General features: G+C 59.4%; 16 protein-coding genes and 1 pseudogene. 10 read left to right on the top strand and 7 right to left on the bottom strand.

The genetic code is table 11. From position 1 onward, the window contains the following. Positions 1–58: 58 nt before the first annotated feature. Together cgtA and proB are read left to right on the top strand one after the other, a co-directional pair. Positions 59–1135 (top strand): Obg family GTPase CgtA, encoded by a 1077-nt coding sequence (gene cgtA / locus AAY24_RS14825; RefSeq protein ID WP_046860339.1) that lies wholly within the window; start codon positions 59–61, stop codon positions 1133–1135. 10 nt (positions 1136–1145) lie between these two features. Next, positions 1146–2273, top strand: coding sequence for a glutamate 5-kinase (gene proB, locus AAY24_RS14830; RefSeq protein WP_046860340.1), 1128 nt, complete (start codon positions 1146–1148; stop codon positions 2271–2273). Positions 2274–2290: 17 nt separating this feature from the next. Here proB and AAY24_RS14835 read toward each other — a convergent pair whose 3' ends face one another. Further along, positions 2291–5236, bottom strand: a complete 2946-nt coding sequence (locus tag AAY24_RS14835; RefSeq protein WP_046860341.1) for a DUF748 domain-containing protein — start codon at positions 5234–5236, stop codon at positions 2291–2293. Positions 5237–5417: 181 nt separating this feature from the next. Further along, entirely contained in the window at positions 5418–5678 is a 261-nt protein-coding gene (gene rpsT / locus AAY24_RS14840; RefSeq protein WP_046860342.1) for a 30S ribosomal protein S20, read from the bottom strand. Positions 5679–5924: 246 nt separating this feature from the next. Between rpsT and murJ the strand changes: the two genes are divergently transcribed. From murJ to lspA, 4 genes are all read left to right on the top strand, one after another. After that, on the top strand, positions 5925–7454 hold the full coding sequence (murJ, locus tag AAY24_RS14845) for a murein biosynthesis integral membrane protein MurJ (protein ID WP_082117168.1): 1530 nt from the start codon (positions 5925–5927) through the stop codon (positions 7452–7454). A gap of 108 nt (positions 7455–7562) precedes the next feature. Continuing rightward, the gene (ribF, locus tag AAY24_RS14850) at positions 7563–8495 is read left to right on the top strand and encodes a bifunctional riboflavin kinase/FAD synthetase (protein ID WP_046860343.1); all 933 of its coding nucleotides are present in this window, start codon (positions 7563–7565) and stop codon (positions 8493–8495) included. Positions 8496–8628: 133 nt separating this feature from the next. Further along, positions 8629–11457, top strand: coding sequence for an isoleucine--tRNA ligase (gene ileS / locus AAY24_RS14855; RefSeq protein WP_046860344.1), 2829 nt, complete (start codon positions 8629–8631; stop codon positions 11455–11457). A 39-nt stretch (positions 11458–11496) separates the two neighbouring features. Further along, complete coding sequence (gene lspA / locus AAY24_RS14860) at positions 11497–11964, top strand: signal peptidase II (RefSeq protein WP_046860345.1); 468 nt, start codon at positions 11497–11499, stop codon at positions 11962–11964. Here the strand turns inward: lspA and ampD are convergent. The 4 genes and pseudogenes from ampD to AAY24_RS19630 form a co-directional block, all read right to left on the bottom strand. Next, positions 11961–12518 carry a 1,6-anhydro-N-acetylmuramyl-L-alanine amidase AmpD gene (gene ampD / locus AAY24_RS14865; RefSeq protein WP_046860346.1) on the bottom strand — a complete coding sequence of 186 codons (558 nt, stop codon included), beginning with the start codon at positions 12516–12518 and terminating at the stop codon, positions 11961–11963. The genes lspA and ampD overlap by 4 nt on opposite strands. Further along, positions 12515–12913, bottom strand: coding sequence for a CBS domain-containing protein (locus AAY24_RS14870; protein ID WP_199930392.1), 399 nt, complete (start codon positions 12911–12913; stop codon positions 12515–12517). Before AAY24_RS14870 ends, ampD begins: the two co-directional genes overlap by 4 nt. After that, on the bottom strand, positions 12910–13260 hold the full coding sequence (locus AAY24_RS14875) for a P-II family nitrogen regulator (RefSeq protein WP_046860347.1): 351 nt from the start codon (positions 13258–13260) through the stop codon (positions 12910–12912). Before AAY24_RS14875 ends, AAY24_RS14870 begins: the two co-directional genes overlap by 4 nt. After that, positions 13245–14785: pseudogene (locus AAY24_RS19630) on the bottom strand (DUF1538 domain-containing protein). Before AAY24_RS19630 ends, AAY24_RS14875 begins: the two are co-directional and overlap by 16 nt. Positions 14786–15079: 294 nt before the next feature. Between AAY24_RS19630 and AAY24_RS14890 the strand changes: the two are divergent. The 3 genes from AAY24_RS14890 (at position 15080) to nadC (ending at position 18720) form a co-directional block, all read left to right on the top strand. Beyond that, positions 15080–17359 carry a DUF1631 domain-containing protein gene (locus AAY24_RS14890; RefSeq protein ID WP_052761264.1) on the top strand — a complete coding sequence of 760 codons (2280 nt, stop codon included), beginning with the start codon at positions 15080–15082 and terminating at the stop codon, positions 17357–17359. 175 nt (positions 17360–17534) lie between these two features. Continuing rightward, positions 17535–17879 carry an FKBP-type peptidyl-prolyl cis-trans isomerase gene (locus AAY24_RS14895; RefSeq protein WP_046861352.1) on the top strand — a complete coding sequence of 115 codons (345 nt, stop codon included), beginning with the start codon at positions 17535–17537 and terminating at the stop codon, positions 17877–17879. Position 17880: 1 nt separating this feature from the next. Continuing rightward, positions 17881–18720 carry a carboxylating nicotinate-nucleotide diphosphorylase gene (nadC, locus tag AAY24_RS14900; RefSeq protein ID WP_418064570.1) on the top strand — a complete coding sequence of 280 codons (840 nt, stop codon included), beginning with the start codon at positions 17881–17883 and terminating at the stop codon, positions 18718–18720. Between the two features lie 5 nt (positions 18721–18725). Here the strand turns inward: nadC and AAY24_RS14905 are convergent, their stop codons facing one another. Continuing rightward, positions 18726–18965 carry a hypothetical protein gene (locus tag AAY24_RS14905; protein ID WP_046860350.1) on the bottom strand — a complete coding sequence of 80 codons (240 nt, stop codon included), beginning with the start codon at positions 18963–18965 and terminating at the stop codon, positions 18726–18728. Between the two features lie 164 nt (positions 18966–19129). Between AAY24_RS14905 and AAY24_RS14910 the strand changes: the two genes are divergently transcribed. Then, the gene (locus tag AAY24_RS14910; protein WP_082117170.1) at positions 19130–19840 is read left to right on the top strand and encodes an FKBP-type peptidyl-prolyl cis-trans isomerase; all 711 of its coding nucleotides are present in this window, start codon (positions 19130–19132) and stop codon (positions 19838–19840) included. The last annotated feature ends 52 nt before the right edge of the window (positions 19841–19892 follow it).

Raw genomic sequence — 19892 nt, forward strand, 5'->3', positions numbered from 1 at the left:
ATAATGACGGGGCTTTTTACGTTATGACGATTGATTAATTACAGGGTGTCAGGCGTCCATGAAATTTGTTGATGAAGCCACGATCCGCGTAGAAGCCGGCAAGGGTGGTAACGGCGCCGTCAGCTTTAGACGCGAAAAATATATCCCCCGGGGTGGTCCCGATGGCGGCGATGGAGGTGACGGTGGCAGTGTCTACCTGGTGGCTGATTCCGGGCTGAACACCCTGGTGGACTTCCGGCATCAACGTCGTCACCGGGCACACAGTGGTCAGCAGGGGATGGGGCGTAACTGCACCGGGCGCAGTGCCGAGGATCTGATTGTCAAGGTGCCGGTGGGAACCCGGGTGACCGACATGGAGACCGGGGAACTGATGGGTGAACTGCTCAGCCACGGACAGCGGCTACTGGTGGCCAAGGGTGGTTTCCATGGTATCGGCAATGCCCGCTTCAAGAGTAGTACTAACCGCGCGCCACGCCAATTTACCCCCGGCTCAATGGGTGAGGAGCGGGATATCCGCCTGGAACTGATCCTGCTGGCGGATGTGGGCCTGCTGGGGATGCCCAATGCCGGGAAGTCCAGTCTGATCAGCAAGGTTTCCAGTGCCACGCCCAAGGTGGCGGATTATCCTTTTACTACCTTACACCCCAATCTGGGGGTGGTCAGTCTGGGTACCGGCAACAGTTTTGTGATTGCGGATATCCCGGGTGTGATTGAGGGGGCGGCGGAAGGGGCCGGACTGGGCCTGCAGTTTCTGAAGCACCTGAACCGGACCCGATTGCTGTTGCACCTGGTGGATATGGCGCCGATGGACGAAGGGGTGTCACCGGCAGACGAGGTGCGGTTGATCGCCTCCGAACTGGAGAAGTACAGCGATGATCTGTACGAGCGGGAGCGCTGGCTAGTGCTTAACAAAATGGACCTGATGCCCGCCGAAGAGTTTGCCGAAAGACGTGCCGCCGTGTTGCAGGAGTTGGATTGGCAGGGGCCGGTCTATTCGATCTCGGCACTGACCGGTGCAGGAACCCGGGAACTGATGCAGGACCTGATGAAACGGTTGAAGCTGCTGCGTGAACTGGATGCGCCGGCCAAGCCGGAAGAGAAAACCGAAGAGCCGTGGGACCCCTTGAAGGAGTAGCAGGCAGCCTATGAACATGTCCCGGGAGAAATTTACCTCGGCCAGGCGTTGGGTGGTGAAGATCGGCAGCGCCCTGCTGACCGATGATGGAAAGGGGCTGGCGCGGGAAGCGTTGGCTGGCTGGGTTGAGCAGATGGCTGCCTGGGTGTTGGCCGGTAACCAGCTGATCCTGGTCTCTTCCGGGGCGGTGGCCGAGGGTATGAGCCGCATGGGCTGGACTACGCGACCCACCACATTGCACCAGTTGCAAGCGGCCGCTGCCATCGGCCAGATGGGGTTGGTGCGGGCCTATGAGACCTGTTTTCGCTCCCATAATCTGCACACCGCGCAGGTGTTGCTGACCCATGATGACCTGACCAACCGGCGGCGATATCTGAATGCCCGCAGTACTTTGCGGACGCTGCTTAAACTGGGTGTGGTGCCGGTGGTGAATGAGAATGATACGGTGGCAAACCAGGAGTTGCGTTTCGGTGACAACGATACCCTGGCGGCGCTGGTAGCCAATCTGGTGGAGGCGGATCTGCTGGTGCTGTTGACCGATCAGCAGGGTCTGTATGACAGCGACCCGCGGCAAAACCCCGATGCGGTGCTGATCAGTGAAAGTCGAGTGGACAATCCCCAGCTGGACCGGGTGGCCGGTGGCAGTTCGGGCCTGCTGGGTCGGGGCGGTATGATCACCAAGATACGGGCCGCCCGACTGGCGGCGCGGTCCGGAACTGCCACTATTATCGCTCCCGGAGTGGGCGAGCAGATCCTGACCCGGATAGCTGCCGCTGAACCGGTCGGCACCCTGTTGTTGCCGGTACAGGAGGCGCAGGCGGCACGCAAGCGCTGGCTGGCGGGCCACCTGCAGGTGCGCGGCCGTCTGGTGGTGGATGCCGGTGCGGTGCGGGTGTTACGGGAGTCGGGGCGCAGTCTGCTGGCGGTCGGTGTGAAACAGGTGGTTGGCCAGTTCTCCCGGGGCGAAGTGGTGGCCTGTGTAGATGAGCAGGGTCGGGAAGTGGCGCGGGGCCTGGTCAACTACAACTCCATTGAGAGTGATCGCATCAAGGGTGTCGCCTCCAGTCGCATCCAGGAGATCCTGGGTTACGTGGATGAGGAGGAGCTGATCCACCGGGACAATCTGGTGCTGGTTTAATCAGTCCTCCCCTGTTGTCAAATCAACAGGTCGACCCGCGGCGCGGGTTCCTTCTCTGCTCCCTTCTCTATGCGTGGCTGGCAACTGATCAGGCGCTCGGCTTTCACCTGGTGTGCTTCTGACAGGTAGTGCTCAATGCTACTGGTGCGCTCGCCGGCCAGCTGATTCAGTTGCTGCTGGCTGATCTCTATCGGTGCTGGATCGATTGGATCGGGTCTCTTTTCTTTCTCATCGGAAGTTTCCTGCGCGCTTTTGGCTGCCGCCAGCAGGCGTTCCCGCTCGATCTCCTGCAGGGCTTCAATATCGCTGGCTGTCGTGACACCGCAGAGTCGCACGTACACCTCCGGCCGCTCGTTGAGCAGTTCGGCTATCTTGTCCAGATAGGCGTGTTGGTCCGGGTTCAGTCGACTTGAACCCGGGGCGAACGGGATCGGGTCCAGCTGGATCTTGGCGGCGGCGTCTCCGGCTATCTCCACCAGGGTGAGCAGGGTGCCGAAGGGGAAAAGTGCCGTTGCCAGGTAGGTTTTGGCGCCCTTTTTCATGGCCCGGCCGATAGCCTGGTTGATGGCGTCACTCGGATCGACCTGGATGTTATCCATGGCGCCGCTGATGGGCAGGGAGAGTTGGATCCGGTTGTTCTTGTCCTTCAGCATGCCCAGGGCGGTCTCCAGCGGGATGCTCAACTGCTGCTGCATGGCAGCCATCTTGTCTGCATCGAGAGGTTCCACCTCCAGCTGATTCAGTGTCAGGTCACTGTTGCCATCCACCTGGCCCGCCTTGGCGCTGAGCTGGATGTCGCTGTTGGCCTCGCCGCTCTGCAGCTGATAACCCAGCAATGGGATGGTGTAGGCGGACAGCGGTGGTAGCTCCAGGCCTTCAATACGCCCCTTTACTGCGAAAGTTGGCTGGGCGGCGAACAGGGCCACATCCCCATCCAGGTTCAGGGTGGTGTTTTTATCCAAAATACCCTTCAGCACCAGGGTGGCGGGTTGGTCTGCCGGGGTATTGGTGATGCCCTCCAGGCGGAACTGCTCCGGCTTGATGAGCAGCTGGTATACCGGGTCTGTGGTGCGATCCTCAAAGCTGATACGGTTCTCGCCGGTGAGGGTGACCTGTCCGATAGTGATCGGGCTTGGTTGGCTCGCTGGCGGTTCGTTTTGTGTGGGTGTTTGGCCGGTCATGCGTTGTATCACATCGGCCAGCCGTTGCAGATTGAGCTGCTTGTCGGACTGGCGGATCACCACCTGGGTCAGGCCGTTGGCTTCGATCCGGTCGATCTGTAATCCGTGACTGGCCGAGTAGCTGGGTTGGCGGATCTGCAGTTCATGCAGGGCGAGCATGGCGGGAGTGGAGGCTTTATCGGACGCTGGGGTTCCCCCGATAGTGATCGCCCGGGCGTCGATGTGGGTGGCGGTCAAGCCATCGGCACTGTCACCCGCAAGGCCGTTGATGGTGAGGGAATCCAGGGCCAGCAGTTGCAACCCGGTCTGTTGATCGCTCGCCTCCAGGGCGTTGGCGCTCAGATCGCCCGACGGACTGATACGGGTATCGTGCCCATTCTGAACCAGCTCCAGCCTGCCCTGCCAGTTGATATCCCCCAGCCCGGCAGCGGCCTGCTTCTCCAGCAGTCTGAGCTGGGCCGGACCGTCGCTGAGAGTGCCGTCAAGGGTAACGGCTGTCTGTTTTTCGTCCCGGTTTAACTGGGCGTCACCCTGCCAGCTGAACGATGCGTTGGTCAGTTCCTGTGTGGGGGTGGTCAGCTTGGTTCCGGTCAGTTTCAGGCTGCCTGGCAGTTGCGCCGCCATGCTCTCTCCGGCCAGACTGAGAGTCGCTTTTTCCAGTGACAGCTCGATCTGTTTCAGGCTCGCTTGGTTGTCGGCGAGCTGGATGTCCGGCGACTGAATATGGAGACGGCTGCTGCTGAGAATCTTTCGGGCGATATCATCCGATGCCAGGGTCAGACTGCCCTGCCACTCCAGACCCTGGTGGTTGTAGCTGATCTGTTCGTTCGGCATGTCGAAACGGAGTGCTGATGAAGTGAGGCCGCCGTCGATTGAGAGGTTGTCAGCGTTCTGCTTCAGCTGGCCCTGCCAGGCAAGACTGCTGCCGGCAATGGCCTGTTTCTGATCGCCGATCTGGTAATCGGCCAGGCTGATGTTGCCGTTATGGGTGATCTGGGGAGTGCCTGATGGTGTGATCGACAGGAGCAGTGTTCCATCCATGCTCAGTTTTCCCGTTAACTGGTTCAACTGTGACGCTGCCAGCTTGGCGTAGCCATCCAGGGCGAGGGAATCGATCCGGACTTCGCCATCAAACGATGGGGTGTCGGCAAACGGGGTGAAGTTGCCCTGCAGGGTGATCGGCGCCTGGTCGATACTGCCCTGTAACGCCACCTGGGCTATGCCTGTCGGATTGTCCGTGGCGATATCCGTCAACAGCAGATCAGTGACCTGGATCCGGGTGGTCAGTTGGGGCGCCTGGTAGTCAACGAGCGCCTCTTGCAGGCTGAAGCGGTTCAGGTGGACGGCCCAAGGGGTTGTCTCGGTGGGGGCTTTTTCTGTGGATAGGGGGAACAGCATACCGCCAATCTGGATCTGGCTCTGGGTGCCGTTCTGAATCAGTTTCAACGTCACGCCCGACAGCTCCAGTCCGGTAATGACCAGCTGTTTGCTGAACAGCGGAGCCCAGGCCAGTTGCAGATCGAGCCGGGGCAGAGTCAGTTGCTCCTCCCCTTGATTGGTTACTCTCAGTTCATCCAGCCGGAGGGTGGCGGTAAAGGGGTTGAAGTCCACATTGGCGACCGAGACCCGTTCCCCGCCCTGTTGCCTGATCCACTCCTTCAGTGCGTAGTTGATGCCCAGTGGCAGCAGGGAGAGGGTGGCGATAACCAGGATTAACAGGATGGAGAGTGTGATGATCAGGCCGTGACGGCGTTTATGCTTATTGTCAGGTGCTTCGGTCATGCTGGCTCGTCCCTTTGCGGTTGCTCTTGTGCTTCAGGGGGTGGAGTATAACCCAGGCAGAGTCGGGTAAAACCAGAGTCAGCCTGTTGTATTAGCAGGGCTTGTATATTGCCGGAGGGAATCGCAGGCAGAAAAAAACCGGCTTTTGGCCGGTTTTTTCTGGATACGCAGGTGCTACTGTTTACAGCGATTTGATCTGCGCATTCAGGCGGCTTTTATGACGGGCAGCCTTATTCTTGTGGATAAGGCCGGTATTTGCCGCACGGTCGATCACCGGTACCGCCTGTTTGTAAGCCTCAGTGGCCTTTTCCTTATCGCCAGTCGCCAACGCCTTCACTACGTTTTTCAGGTAGGTGCGCATGTTGCTGCGACGCGACGCATTGTTCTGGCGATGCTTTTCGGCCTGACGCGCACGTTTGCGGGCTTGTGGTGAATTGGCCAAGGTCTGTCTCCAAAAATTCAGTAAAATTGAGTGTCTCGTTAAAGAGCGCGGTATTTTGATGGCTGGACCCTGGTTTGTCAACAGCTAATTGTCGGCCGGTTTGTCGTTACGGTTGCCTGGACCGATCTGGCTCCGGTCGGTGGGGCGTGGCCGGATTCTCCTGACCAACCCGCGCTAAAAAGCCTATAATCCGCCTTTTGGCCGCCGCCCGCGGTAACTTAATTTTTTCAGGTTGCAGACAGACGCATGTTCAGATCACTGGCCAAGGTGGGCTCCAATACCCTGTTGTCGCGTATCCTCGGATTTGTCCGGGATCTGGTGGTGGCCCACACCTTTGGTGCCAACGCGGGTACGGATGCCTTCTTCGTCGCCTTCAAGATACCCAATTTTCTACGCCGCCTGTTTGCCGAAGGGGCCTTTGCGGTCGCGTTTGTGCCGGTACTGACCGAGTACAAGGAGCGGCGCAGTTTTGCAGAACTGAAGTTGTTTGTCGATCACGTGGCCGGTACCCTGGGGGCGATTCTGCTGGCGGTCACCCTGGCGGGGGTGCTGGGGGCACCGGTCCTGGCAATGGTCTTCGCGCCCGGTTTCATCGGCTCGGAAGGCAAGCTGGATCTGGCCGTGGATATGCTGCGGCTCACCTTTCCCTACCTGTTTTTCATCTCCCTGACCGCTTTTGCCGGGGGGATTCTCAATGCCCATGGTCGGTTCGGTGTGCCGGCCTTTACCCCGGTATTCCTCAATGTGTCCCTGATCAGCTGTGCGCTCTGGCTGGCGCCCCTGCTAGAGCGCCCGATCATGGCGTTGGCCTGGGGCGTGCTGTTCGCCGGCATCCTGCAACTGCTGTTTCAGTACCCGTTTCTGCGCCAGATACGGCTGTTTCCGCGCTTTATTCCTGCGCCGAAGGATGAGGGGGTGCGGCGCATCGGGCGGCTGATGCTGCCAGCCCTGTTCGGGGTTTCAGTGACCCAGCTGAACCTGTTGCTGGATACCCTGATCGCCTCGTTTCTGGTCTCCGGCAGTATCTCCTGGCTCTACTATTCGGACCGCCTGATGGAGTTCCCGCTGGGTATTCTGGGGGTAGGGTTGGCAACGGTCATCCTGCCCAATCTGTCCAAAAAACATGCCACCGAATCGCCTCAGGGCTTTTCCCACGTGATCGACTGGGCCCTGCGCTGGGGGCTGCTGCTGGGGCTGCCGGCTGCGGTCGGGCTATTTGTGCTGGCCGGTCCGATGATCGCCACCCTGTTCCAGTCTGAGGTGTTTGACGCCGCCGACGTGGCTATGTCCCGGCAGAGCCTGATGGCCTACGCCCTGGGACTGCTCTCGTTCATTCTGATCAAGGTGCTGGCGCCGGGTTATTACTCCCGGCAGGATACCCGCACACCGGTGCGTATCGCCGTGATCGCCATGTTTGCCAACATGGTGCTGAATATCATCCTGGTGTTCCCGCTGGCCCATGCCGGCCTGGCGCTGGCCACGTCGCTCTCGGCCACGCTCAACGCCTTTCTGCTGTTCCGGGGGCTGCGCAAGGCGGGGGTCTACCGGCCGGAACCGGGTTGGTTGTTGCTGATTCTGCGCGGTGCCGCTGCTTCTGCGGTGATGGGTGGTGTGCTTCTCTGGGGGGTGGGTGACCTCGCCTCCTGGCTGGGAATGGCTACTGTCGACAAGGTGTGGCGCCTGCTGATCTGGGTGCTGGCGGGGGCGGCCAGTTACTTTGCGGTGCTGGCTCTGCTGGGGATCGGTCCGCGCCATTTCCGCAACAGCGCTTCCTGACAGCGGCGAGGCAGCGGGAGTGGTGTCACTGATCTGCTCCGGAAACAGGGACTTGTGGTAAAACATTGCCTATAATGCACCGTTTTGGAAACTTTTGGGCGGGTTTCGATGCAGGTTATACGCGGTCTCCACAATCTGCGCGCTGAACACCGGGGTTGTGTTGCCACGATCGGAAATTTCGATGGTGTGCACCTCGGCCATCAGGCCGTTTTTCGGCATCTGCGGGAGCGGGCGGCCGCATTCGGCCTGCCGACTACCGTGGTTACCTTTGAGCCGCAACCGCAGGAGTTCTTTACCCCGGATGGGGCGCCGGCGCGACTGACCCGGATGCGGGAAAAGTTACAGGCCCTGAAGGATGCCGGCATCGACCGGGTGGTGTTGCTGGAGTTCGGTCACAAGCTCGCTGCCATGTCGGCTGCACAGTTTGTCCAGGAGTTGCTGGTGGATGGGCTGGATGTCAAGTTCCTCTATGTTGGTGATGATTTCCGTTTTGGCCGCCAGCGGGTGGGTGATATTGATCTGCTGCGCCAGGCCGGTGAGCAGCACGGTTTTGAAGTGGCCAACATGAATACCCTTATGGATGGTGAGGCGCGGATCAGCAGCACCCGTATCCGCCAGGCGCTGGCCCAGGGGGATCTGGATCTGGCGGAGCGCAATCTGGGACGTCCCTACCGGATCTGCGGTCGGGTCGCCCACGGTGATGCCCGCGGTCGGACCATCGGATTCCCCACCGCCAATATTGACCTGCACCGCAAGGTGAGTCCGGTACATGGGGTTTTTGCCGTCATGCTGTACGGTCTGGCGGAAGGGCCGCTGCCGGGGGTGGCCAATATCGGCAACCGTCCGACCGTAACGGGGGACTCCCGTTACCTGCTGGAGGTGCACCTGTTCAACTTTTCGCGCTTTATCTATGGCGAGCACGTGCAGGTGGAGTTCCGCAAATGGTTACGGGATGAGCGGCGCTTCGAGTCGTTCGATGCCCTGCGTCAGCAGATAGCGCAGGACGCTGAGCAGGCCCGGAACTATTTCAGTATCGATTAAGTAAGTGAATCGTATTTAAATCAGTGGTGTAATTGCTACAGCAACATCGCCAAGCAACGGTTCGGCGATAATCACCGGAAATTTGACTAGACAGATCGCCCAGCTGGACTCGGCGGCGACAAGGCATTGGATAGTGACTGACTATAAAAGTACCCTGAACCTTCCCAAGACCGGATTCCCCATGAAGGCCAACCTGGCCAATCGCGAGCCCGAGATGCTCAAGCGGTGGGAGAGCATGGGGCTGTATCACAAGATTCGCGAGGCCTTTGCCGGGCGTCCCCAGTTCATCCTGCATGACGGCCCTCCGTACGCCAACGGCGAGATCCATATCGGTCATGCGGTCAATAAGGTGCTGAAGGATATTATCGTCAAGAGTCACACCCTGGATGGGATGGACTCCCCCTATGTGCCGGGCTGGGATTGCCACGGCCTGCCGATTGAACTGCAGGTGGAGAAGAAGGTGGGCAAGCCGGGCGGCAAGGTGACCGCGGCCCAGTTTCGTGTCGCCTGTCGGGAATACGCCGGCAAACAGATTGACCGGCAGCGGACCGACTTCAAGCGTCTCGGCGTGGTGGGTGACTGGGAGAATCCCTATCTCACCATGGCCTTCCAGACCGAGGCGGATATCGTCCGCGCCCTGGGGCGTATTGTGGAGAATGGCCATGTGCACAAGGGCTCCAAGCCGGTGCACTGGTGTACCGACTGTCGCTCCGCGCTGGCCGAGGCGGAAGTGGAGTACAAGGACAAAGAGTCCTTCGCCATCGATGTGCGCTTCGAGGTGCTCAATCCCGAGACCCTGATGGCCCGCTGTCACTCGGTGCCCGGTGGTCATGGTGACGGGCCGATGTCGGTGGTGATCTGGACCACTACGCCCTGGACCCTGCCGGCCAACCAGGCGGTGGCGCTCAATCCGACGCTCGATTATGTGGTGGTGCAGGCGGATGGTCCGCGTGGTCAGGAGCGCCTGGTTCTGGCCGAGGGGATGCTCAAGGACAGTATGCTGCGCTGGGGCATCGAGGAGTACAAAGTGATCGCCTACGGTCGCGGCGATGCCTTTGAGGGACTCAAGCTGAAACACTGTTTTTACGATCGCACCGTGCCGGTGATTCTGGGTGAGCACGTCACCCTCGAAGCCGGCACCGGTGCAGTACATACCGCCCCCGGGCATGGTCTGGATGACTATATCGTGGGCCAGCGCTACGGCCTGGAGGTGGATAACCCGGTCGGCAGTGATGGTCGCTTTGTGGAGGGAACTCCGCTGTTTGCCGGCGAACACGTGTTCAATGCCAATGAAAAGGTGATCGAGGTCCTGAAGTCCCGGGGTGCCCTGGTGCAGGAGGCGCGACTCTCCCACAGCTATCCCCACTGCTGGCGCCACAAGACGCCCATTATCTTCCGTGCCACGCCCCAATGGTTTATCAGTATGGAGCAGAAAGGGCTGCGCCAGACCGCGTTGAAGGAGATCGACAAGGTGACCTTTACCCCCGCCTGGGGGCGCGCCCGGATCGAAGGCATGGTGGAAGGCCGGCCGGACTGGTGTATCTCCCGGCAGCGCACCTGGGGTGTGCCGATCGCGCTGTTCGTACACAAGACAACCGGTGAACTTCACCCGGATACCCCGGCACTGATCGAGCAGGTGGCGAAACGGATCGAGAAGGACGGTATCGAGGCCTGGTTCTCCCTGGATCCGGTCGAACTGCTGGGTGACCAGGCCGGTGATTACGAGAAGGCTCAGGATACCCTGGACGTCTGGTTTGACTCTGGCGTTACCCACTTCGCCGTGCTGGGACCACGCAAGGAGCTGCGCTTTCCGGCAGATCTCTACCTGGAGGGCTCCGACCAGCACCGGGGCTGGTTCCAGTCCTCCCTGCTTACCTCGGTGGCGATCAATGACCGGGCGCCCTATGCTGGCGTGCTGACCCACGGCTTTACCGTGGATGCCAAGGGCCACAAGATGTCCAAGTCCCTGGGCAACACGGTCAGTCCCCAGGATGTGATGAAGCGGCTGGGTGCCGACATTATCCGGCTCTGGGTGGCCGCCACCGATTACCGGGGCGAGATGACGGTCTCGGAAGAGATTCTGAAGCGGACCGCTGACGCCTATCGCCGTATCCGCAACACCTCACGCTTCCTGCTGGCCAACCTGAACGGTTTTGATCCGGCCCGGGACATGCTGCCGCCGGCCGAGATGGTGGAGCTGGACCGCTGGGTGGTGGATCGGGCGCTGCAGTTGCAGCAGGAGATCATCGAGGCTTACCAGGGCTACCAGTTCCATCTGATCGTGCAGAAGATCCACAACTTCTGCGGACCGGAACTGGGTGGTGTCTACCTGGATATTATCAAGGATCGTCAGTACACCACCCAGGCCGATAGCCAGGCGCGCCGCTCCTGTCAGACCGCCATCTACCACGTGATGGAGGCGATGGTGCGCTGGCTGGCGCCGATTCTCAGCTTCACCGCTGATGAAATCTGGCCATTTATTCCCGGCGAGCGCAGTGAGACGGTGTTTGTCGAGACCTGGTACGAAGGGCTGTTTGCTCTTGATCAGAATGACAGCTTCGACCGCGACTTCTGGGCCCGGGTGATCGGTATCCGCACGGCGGTGAGTAAACAGCTTGAGCAGTTGCGGGCCAATGGGGTGATCGGATCCTCCCTGGATGCCGAACTGGATCTCTACTGTGATGACCAGATGAGAGCCGACCTGGAGAAGCTGGGCGAGGAGCTGCGTTTCGTGATGATCACCTCCTATGCCCGTGTGCACCCCCTGCAGGAGAAAACCGCCGAGGCGGTTGAGACCGATCTGGCCGGCCTCTATCTGCTGGCCCGTGCTTCGGAGCATGAGAAGTGCGGCCGCTGCTGGCACCATCGTGAGGATGTGGGCAGTCATGCGGCCCACCCGACACTCTGTGGTCGCTGCGTGGAGAATGTGGATGGTGCAGGCGAGGTCAGGCGCATCGCCTGATCCGGTTGCAGGACAGACGGCAGCAGTAGGGACGAATCTATGTACCGTTGGCTCTGGTTATCGCTGGGTGTCGTGCTGCTGGACCAGCTCAGCAAGCAGTTGGTGGAATCCTCCCTGATGGTCTACGAGACCATTCCGGTGCTGCCGTTTTTCAATCTGACCCTGGCCTATAACGAGGGTGCCGCATTCAGCTTTCTGAGCGATCAGGGTGGCTGGCAGCGCTGGTTCTTTGCCCTGGTGGCCGCCGTGGTGGTGGTGGTCCTGGTGGTGTGGCTGGCCCGGCTGAGGGATGAGCGGGTGCTGGCGGTGTCGCTCAGCCTGGTGATCGGGGGCGCGGTGGGGAACCTGCTGGACCGTCTGTTTATCGGCCATGTTATCGATTTCCTGGACTTCTTCTATCAGTCCTACCACTGGCCGGCATTTAACGTGGCGGATATGGCCATCACCCTCGGGGTGGTGCTGATGTTCGTGGACGCCCTGTTCGGGCCCGGTCGGGAAGCGGACTAGGCAATTCGGGACAGCAGTCGTCTCAGTCGCTGCCAGTCAAAGGCCGGACCCGGGTCGGTCTTGCGTCCCGGAGCGATGTCACAGTGGCCGGTGATGCGATCATCGCTGATAGCGGGGTAGCGGCGCTGGATCTCCCGGATGGTCCGGGCCAGCGCCCGGTACTGGGCCTCCGTGTAGGGCGTCTCATCACTCCCTTCCAGTTCAATGCCGATGGAAAAATCGTTACAGCGCTCCCGTCCGTCAAAGCAGGACTGACCGGCGTGCCAGGCGCGCCGGTGCAGCGGAACATACTGCACCCGCTCGCCGTCCCGGCGGATCAGCAGATGGGCCGAGACTCGCAGCTGATGAATTTTAGCAAAATAGGGGTGCTGCTCCGGTGGTAGCTGGTTGAGAAACAGCCGGTCGATCCAGGGGCCGCCATACTGGTCCGGCGGCAGGCTGATGTTGTGAATCACCAGCAGGTCCACTTCACAGGCTGCCGGGCGTTGATCCTGATTGGGTGACGGGCATCGGCGTACTGACTCCAGCCAGCCGGAACAGGTGGTCGAATTCACTGCTTGATACCCTTCAGAATCATATCGGAAAAACTCACTACCCCCAGCACCTTTCCCTGGCTGATTACCGGGGCCCGTGACAGATGCAGCCGGTCAAACAGTCGGGCGCAGTAACGGATATCCATGTCCGGTTCGACGGAAATGACCGGTTTGGTCATCACTTCGTAGATGTTTACCCGGGCCGGTGGGCGGTCCCGGGCCAACACTTTCCGGGCGATATCGGAGAACATAACGATGCCAAAGGCGTCGTTTTCGTCCCGCTTGTTGACGATCAGTGTCTTGGTCTCCACGTGCACCATCTTCTGCAACGCAGCCTCCACGGTGTCCATGCCGTCCACCGTATCCACTTCGGATTTCATCACATCCCGAACCCGGACGATATCCTGTTTTCTCACAACTCTTCCTCCACCACAGGGGTCAGCTGCCTGATCTGGTGGCTGACGCCCACGGCGTCTTCCACGTCAATCTGGAAAGCGATGCCAGTACCCGGCTTATCGTCAAACTCGCCCACTTCGGCGATGGTTTCAAGAATACAGCGACTCAAATGCTCTTCCACCAGAAACAGCACCATGTCGCGCTGCACCTCCAGGCTCAGCCCGAAAAAGGTCTTGCTCTTCTGCAATCCCTCACCCCTGGCCTGGGTCAGCACCGTAGAGCCCGTGGCGCCGGCATTTCTGGCCGCATCCACCACGGTAGGGGTTTTGCTGTCTTCAATCAGTGCGATGATCAGTTTGAAATGCATTGTTCTTCCTTCGCTTGTTTCTCTTTTGCCCGACGGGCAAGCCATTCACTCAGTTGGGCGTAGCCCATAACACTCATAATGGGAAACAGGCTGGCAAAAGCGATCAGCCCGAAGCCGTCCAGCAACGGGTTGCGGCCGGGAATCGAGCCGGAGAGGCCCAATCCCAGGGCGGCCACCAGCGGAACGGTTACCGTGGAGGTGGTGACGCCACCTGAATCATAGGCCAGCGCAATAATCGCTTTGGGGCAGAAAATGGTCTGGATCAACACCACCAGATAGCCGGTAACAATATAGTAGTGCAGCGGCGTTCCGGTAACGATCCGGTAGGCGCCCAGGGCGATTCCGATCGCCACGCCGAAGGCCACTGCAATGCGCAGGCCCCAGGTGCCCACGGTGCCGCCGGAGACCTGGTTGGCCTTGATCGCGACGGCAATCAGGGAGGGTTCGGCAATGGTGGTGGAGAGGCCGATGGCGAAAGCGAACAGGTAGACCCAGAGATAGTGTTGCCAGTTGCTGTCGGTTGCTTCCGCCGTCTGACTGGTGCCAAGGAATTCGGGGGCTGTGAGCTGTTCGGCCATCAACTTGCCCAGAGGGAACAGGGCCTCCTGCAGCCCCTGGAGAAAGAAAGCGAGGCCCAGCACCACCAGTAGAAAGCCGGTCAGTACCTGGCCGAGATGGCGTACCCGTTTGCGCAGAACAAACAGCTGAAACCCGAACAAAATGGCGGCTATGGGCAAGACATCGGTGATTGTCGAGGTGAGCGTTGCCAGAAAGTCGGGCACCCAGCTCATTGCAGCAGCATTCCGTAGCCCATGACAAAGATCATCGGAGTGAGTGAGGCGAAGGCGATGAGGCCGAAACCATCCGTCATCGGGTTGCGGCCCCGGATACTGCTGGCCAGTCCGACACCCAGTGCGGTAACCAGTGGAACAGTAATAGTGGAAGTGGTGACGCCGCCGGAATCATAGGCGATGCCGATGATCTCCGGCGGCGCCAGGGTGGTCATAAGTACCACTCCCCCGTAACCGCCCATGATCAGATATTGCACCGGCCATCCCTTGATGATCCGTATCACGCCTATAACGATGGCCAGCCCTACCGAGATCGCCACCGTCAGGCGCAGCCCGTCGGCGTATGTCTGTCTGGCCGGCAGGCTGGTGTCGATCATGCCACCGTTGGCGGCCACCCGGGCCGCTTCGTCGGCAATGGCGATCAGCGCAGGTTCGGCTACTGTAGTGCCGAACCCCAGTGCGAAGGCAAACAGGGTGAGCCACAGGATACTGCCTTTGGAGGCAAAATCATGCGCCATCGACTCGCCGATCGGGAACAGGCCCATTTTCAGCCCCTGGATGAACAGGGTCAGGCCGATCACAACCTGTAATGTGCCGAATAGAAGCTTACCCTGGTCGGGTAGAGGTTGTTTGAATACCAGTAGTTGGAAAAAGGCAATTACGACTACAATAGGCAGTAAGTCACGGATGCTTTCTGTCAGAGCCTTGCTAAAATGGCGGATGAGTCTGGTCACGCAGTTACCATACACGACAGGGAATTTGATGTTAACTGAGCAGGGCGATGACTTTAAATACTGCTGTTATATCAGTCTGTTATCGGCCAGGTCGTAGAGAATGTGCAGAAGCTCGGACGTGGCTTGTGATGATTATCACGCTTTAACATGACGTTTTTTTGACTTATGGTTAAATGTGACGCCTCTCACGACAGTCCCTGCGGGTGACGTGGAGACTTTACAGTGTGGCGGGCCCTCTGGTTGACGGCTTTTTCCTGCATTCGCAGAGCACAGTGACGATTGGAACCCAGTACTATGAAGGTCGGAAATATTGTTTCATTTGGTGGTAAGCGCTCGGGTGATCAGGCGGTGACTCTTCGTGAGGGGTATCACGGCACGATCAACGCGTGTCGGCAGCTGTTGGTGAAGTTTTTGCCGCAGAGCATGGATGCGTTGTTCGAACGGCTTGATGATGTTTTGTACACCCATGCAGATAAGGCGGGTACAGACAAGAGCCAAGCGGCTTACTTTGAGGCGATGCGGATATTGCGGCGGGAGCGCCAGCAGATACAGAGCTCTTTCAATAAGGGCGTACTGGGGCGTTTCGACCGCTTCTGGACCCATGGGCCGGGTTCTGTCCCCAGCGAGGCCCCGGACGCGTCGTTTACCAGCGAAGAGCTGGGGCTGGTGGAGAGCGATGACCTGGAGGAGGGGCTGGCGATTTCCGGTATGGTCTCCAAGGGTAACAACAGTTTTTACCGGGATCTGTACGCCCTGGATCAGCGATTCAGCTACCTGCTGAATGGGGTCGAGATAGAACAGGACGGCAATCCGGTGGCACCGGCCTCTTTTGCCACCGCCTTCAAACAGTCGATCACCAAGCTGGAAGTGACACTTGCGGTCAAACTGGTGATTTACAAGCAGTTCGAAAAAGAGGTCGTCGGCCAGTTGGGGCCGCTTTATGATCAGATTAACGGGACTCTGGCCAAAGCCGGTATCCAGCCGGAGATCAAGCCGTCGCTGCGTCGCAATCCGGCCTATCGTCCGGCCAGTCCCGCCGGCGCCGGCTATGGTGCTGCCGAAGAGGCGGGCGGCTATGCTGCTGGCGACAACCCGGAGTTGCAGGCAGAGGTGTTTGCCACACTCCAGCAGTTACTGACCCAACGCCGTCCGGCCGCTCCCCAACCCGCCAGCACGCCGGTCCAGTATGTGGACTCAGCCAGCCTGTTGTCGGCGCTCTCGGCGCTGCAGCACCAGGGCGGCCAGGTGGCCGATGGGGGGCAGGTACTGGATGCCGGATCAATGCGGTCCGCATTGATGAGTATGCCGCAGATCGGCCAGGCGGCCGAGTCAGGAAAGGTGGCAATTGACCGGTCGGATGAAGATACCATCGATGTCATCTCCATGTTGTTTGAGTTCATCCTGGACGATCCCGGTCTTTCCGACGCGATGCGAGCCCTGTTGTCGCGGCTGCAGATCCCCATGCTGAAAGTGGCGATCCTGGACAAGAGCTTCTTCAGTCGCAAGGATCACCCGGCGCGGCGTTTGCTCAACACCATGGCACAGGCGGCCATCGGCTGGACCGAGGAGTCAGGTCGTAGCGGTGATGGCCTGTATGCCCACATTGAATCGGCGGTCAACCGCATACTCACCAAGTTTGATGATGACCTCACCCTGTTCGATGAGTTGTATGAGCAGTTTGTCGCCTTCCTGGAGCGGGAACAACGGGGGGCTCACGTCGCCGAAGAGCGGGCTGCCCAGGTCACCCAGGGAAAAGAGGCGCTGGTCGAGGCAAAACGGCATGTGGCGAACGAGATAGGGCGTTGTCTGTCCAGCTACGGTACTGTCCCCGATGTGGTGCAGAATCTGATCCGGGATGGCTGGAATGATGTACTGCTGCTGATCTATCTGCGTAAGGGGCGGGAGAGTGAAGAGTGGGCCGATGCGGTTAACCTGATGGATCGTCTGGTCTGGAGCGTGATGCCCAAGCCGACTCACAGCGAGCGCCAGGAGCTTTTGCGTTTCATTCCCGGTCTGTTGAAAGAGTTACGGGCCGGGCTGGCCGGTATCTCCTATAACCAGCACAAGATGACCCGTGCCTTCAAGGGACTGCAGGCGCGTCATTTGGCCTGTCTGCGGGGCGGGCGGGCCCTGGATGGAGTGGATGGCAATCCGGTAGCGGAGGAAGGTGCTGATACTCGATCCGGTGCGATGGAGGAGATTGTTCTGGAGTCGCCTGAACCTCTGGTACAGGAAGCGCCGGCGCCAGTTGAGCACGAAGCAGATGAGTTTGACGAACAGGCCAAGGCGCTGGAAGTGGGTACCTGGCTGGAGTTGAAGGAAGAGGGTGACAAGGTGATTCGTGCCAAGCTCTCCTGGCGCAGTAACATCAGCGGCAGTTGCCTGTTTGTGAATCGCAAGGGCATGAAGGTGGCAGAACTGACCCAGCAGGGGCTCGGCGATTGGCTGCGCAGCGGAAAAGCGGTTGTGTTGCCTGCAGTGGATGAGCCACTGATGGACCGGGCGCTGAGTTCCATGATGGCGAGTCTTAACCGGGCGGTTTCGAGTAAGCCGGGCACGACGAAGAAAAAGTAGTTGAGAATCGATTTACTGTGCGGTTAATGCCCCCGTTCTGCGGGGGTGTTTTTTATCCGTAATCGATTTTTTCAGGGTAACTGCTGACGCCATCATCCGGCTGGTGGTCGGCTCTGCCGGCATATACAATAGCTGTTTTTTTATCCGGATTGATAACAACTTCGAGGACACTGCGATGGCGGAAAAGATGACCGACTCCGGTCTCAAATATGACGATTTGATCGAAGGGGAAGGCGCGGACGCCACCGCTGGCCAGCGGGTTGTGGTGCACTATACCGGTTGGCTGACCGACGGCCGCAAGTTTGATTCCAGTCTGGATCGCAATGATCCGTTCTCCTTTGTTCTGGGTGCCGGCCGGGTGATCCGCGGCTGGGATGAGGGTGTCCAGGGGATGAAGGTCGGTGGCAAGCGCAAGCTCACTATACCGCCTCAGCTTGGTTACGGGGCAACGGGTGCCGGTGGTGTGATTCCGCCCAATGCAACCTTGGTATTCGAGGTCGAGCTGCTGGAGATCGGCTGAGTTGGCACTACCGAATCGGGATGATATTCGGGCGCAGGTGAGTCTGGCGCTGGCGGAGGATCTCGGCTCAGGGGATCGCACCGCCGGTTTGATTCCGGCCGATGCCAGCTCCCGGGTCAGGGTGATCTGCCGGGAGGCGGCCGTGATCTGTGGTACCGCCTGGTTTGAGGCGGTGTTTCACCAGCTGGATCCGGCCATAGCCATCCAGTGGCATTGCCGGGATGGCAGTGACATAGCGGCTGATCAGTTGGTCTGCGAGCTGAGTGGCAATACCCGCGCCCTGCTGTCCGGCGAACGGACGGCGTTGAACTATCTTCAGACCCTCTCCGGAACGGCTACTCTGACAAAACGCTATGTCGATGCGGTAGCCGGTACCGGGGTGCGTATCCTGGATACTCGCAAGACAGTGCCCGGGTTGCGGCTGCAACAGAAATACGCCGTTACCTGCGGCGGTGGACATAATCACCGAATCGGCCTGTTCGACGCGATTTTAATCAAGGAGAACCATATCAAGGCGGCCGGATCCATCCGGGCGGCGATCAAGGCGGCCCAGCAGCAGGCGGCGGATATTGAGATCGAAGTGGAAGTGGAGTCGCTCGATGAGTTGGATGAGGCTCTGGACGCCGGCGCCCGGCGGATTCTGCTGGATAACTTCAGTCTCGAGTCGTTGCGTCAGGCGGTGAAACGGGTCCAGGGGCGGGCCCGGCTTGAGGCGTCAGGAGGTGTCACCCTGGGGACGATTCGCGGTATTGCCGAAACCGGCGTGGATGATATCTCCGTCGGCGCCCTGACCAAGGATGTGAAGGCGGTCGACCTGTCGATGCGCTTTATTGACGATTAATGACTTCAGGCCTTTACATCAAGCAGGGAGCCGACCAGGGTGTCGCTGGTCTTGAATGCCTTCACCGAGGCGCTGGTCTGCAGGCTGCTCTGGTGGAGTTCCACCAGTGCGCGAACGGCATCCTTGGTGGGTGTCTTGGCGGTCATTTGGCTGGCACTGGCAATACTGGCCGCGTTGCGACGCATCTGGCGCATGCCGCGTTGTATGCCCTGGAGGGCGGTATCCGAAATCGGGTTGATAGCCATATGGGGTTCCGGATTGAGTGCACTGTCTCCGCTTAGTAAAAGATAAAATAGTCAATAAAGTGACTTTTTGCAATAGATTGACGCATCGCAGGTGGTTGTTCTGTGATGTCCGGTTGTATCCGACAGGCCCTGCGGGCTCATTTTAACCACACAAAGGAAGATCAATGTCTCTGTTCATAAAACCCATTATTGTTTCGGCGGTCCTGGGAGCCGCTGCCTTTTCTGTCCAGGCGGCTGAACTGACCAGCCTGGAGCAGAAGTTCAGTTATGCGCTGGGCTTTCAATTTGCCCAGCAGCTGAAGCAGCAGGGTGTGACCGTCGATGGCAGCGCCTTCGGTGCTGCGCTGGATGACGTGCTGGAAGGCAGGACCCCGAAGCTGAGTTCCAAGGAGATGTCCGAAGCATTCAGTCAGACCAAGGAAGAGATGGCTAAGGCCAAGGCACAAGAGGCCATCGCAGCTAAGGATGCGGGAGAAAAATTCCTGGCGGAAAACAGCAAGCAGGACGGTGTCGTGGTGTTGCCCAGTGGGCTGCAGTATCAGATCCTGAAGGCGGGTGAGGGTGAAAAGCCCATGGCAGGGGCAACCGTCACGGTGCATTACCGCGGCACGCTGATTTCCGGGAAACAGTTCGATAGCTCCTATGACCGTGGGGAGCCCACCAGTTTTTCTCTGGATGGTGTGATTCCCGGATTCCGGGAAGGTATCAGCCAGATGAAGCCGGGTGCCAAGTGGAAACTGTTTATTCCCTCCAACCTGGGTTATGGCGAAGTGGGTGCTCCTGGTGCCATCGGACCCAATGAAACCCTGATCTTTGAAGTTGAACTGCTCTCCTTCGAGGCGCCCAAGGCCTTGGAACAAGGTAAGCCGGAATAATGCTACCCGGTATGACAGGGACGCCTGAAGTGGGTGACCCTGTCATACCATC

Origin of the sequence: Sedimenticola thiotaurini, assembly GCF_001007875.1 — a bacterium.
In the GTDB taxonomy this organism is placed as follows: Bacteria; Pseudomonadota; Gammaproteobacteria; order Chromatiales; family Chromatiaceae; genus Sedimenticola; species Sedimenticola thiotaurini.